Source organism: Vibrio sp. Vb1574, assembly GCF_033338675.1.
Genome location: NZ_JAWOTC010000256.1, coordinates 1 through 1299 on the forward strand (window position 1 = coordinate 1; position 1299 = coordinate 1299).

3 protein-coding genes are annotated in these 1299 nt (G+C 43.1%); 1 reads left to right on the forward strand and 2 read right to left on the reverse strand.

Annotated elements, in window-relative coordinates; translation table 11 throughout:
- The coding region (locus tag R7O12_RS25300) for a LysR family transcriptional regulator (RefSeq protein ID WP_318126811.1) at positions 1 to 271 on the reverse strand (271 nt) is incomplete at its 3' end.
- Positions 272 to 359: 88 nt separating this feature from the next.
- On the opposite strand from R7O12_RS25300, the gene R7O12_RS25305 reads away from it, so the two are divergent.
- The gene (locus R7O12_RS25305) at positions 360 to 782 is read left to right on the forward strand and encodes a PACE efflux transporter (RefSeq protein ID WP_015296537.1); all 423 of its coding nucleotides are present in this window, start codon (positions 360 to 362) and stop codon (positions 780 to 782) included.
- An 84-nt stretch (positions 783 to 866) separates the two neighbouring features.
- On the opposite strand, the gene R7O12_RS25310 is transcribed toward R7O12_RS25305, so the two are convergent.
- Entirely contained in the window at positions 867 to 1103 is a 237-nt protein-coding gene (locus R7O12_RS25310) for a TIGR02647 family protein (RefSeq protein WP_005462432.1), read from the reverse strand.
- Positions 1104 to 1299 lie beyond the last annotated feature (196 nt).

Below are 1299 nucleotides of genomic sequence, written 5' to 3' on the forward strand. Positions count from 1 at the left end.
CCTGCGCAGAAAAGAGCTGAGTCGCTTTATTGTTTAATCGGTCGAGTTGACTGATCGCCGCTTGCGCGTAACGCATCAGAGCATGGCCGTTCTCGGTCAGTTTGGGATAACGGCCGGAGCGATCAAACAGATCGACACCACAGTCGAGTTCCATGTTCATAATGTGTTGGCTTATCACGGATTGGGCTCGACCTAACTTTCTCGCTGCTGCGGAAAATGAGCCGGATTCGGATGTGGCAACAAACGCCTGCAATTGTTCGATAGTAAACATATCGCTTTTACCGATGGTATCTAACTTTTTATTATCTCAATCATAGATAAAATTTCAGTCATTGAGTAGAACAAATGGGTAGATAATCATGACTCGTAACGAACGAATTTTCCACGCAGTACTTTTTGAATTGATGGCGTTAGCGATCATTGTGCCTGCAGCTGCGTTGATCACAGGCAAAGGTTCAAGTGATTTGGCGTTAGTAGGGATCGGTTTGAGTTTGTACACCGTAGTTTGGAACTACATTTACAACTTGTACTTCGATAAGTGGTTTGGCAGCAACCGAGCAGACAGAAGTTTAGCAATGCGCCTTGGTCACACCGTTGGGTTTGAAGGTGGGTTGATCTTTATTTCTATACCTGTGATCGCATGGTTCTTGGAGATTACGTTCCTTCAAGCATTGATGCTCGAAGCGGGGTTTCTAGTCTTCTTCTTGTTTTACGCCACAGGCTTTAACTGGTTGTACGATAAAGTTCAACCGTTTGGGAAAATGAGAAAGTTACTGGTGTAGCCGAGTGAGATTCCCCAAATGCGATTGGAGTAACTAGAAAAAAGCCACCGTATTTCGGTGGCTTTATTGGTCAGTGGGCGGTAGTTATTCTGCAGAAAGTACGCGTAAGATTTTGTCTGCGTGTTCTGCAACTTCAATGCCTTCGTCGGTTAGATAACCACCATCAGGTTGCGTACACAATTGCTTTTGGTAAAGACGCGCAACTGCTGCTTGCATCTCTTCTGAGGCATCTGAATGGACTTTGATACCAGTCGCTGCACTGCTTAAATCGAATTGAAGAAGAAGGTTCAGTTCGGCGATGTGTTCAGCTGAATATTTCATAGATAATTCCTTTGCGCTTTTTTATCCAAGCTAGTCTTAAAACCAGTGTTGAGCAACACAAAACAACAAGAAGTGTTAACTGCATTGCTATCAGACTGATATAACGTGGAATTTTTGTTCGAACGCTGAGTATCTTGTTTAATATCAATGATAGTTAAGACAACAAACTATAGTTGAGTTTTATCGATTTCCGTCT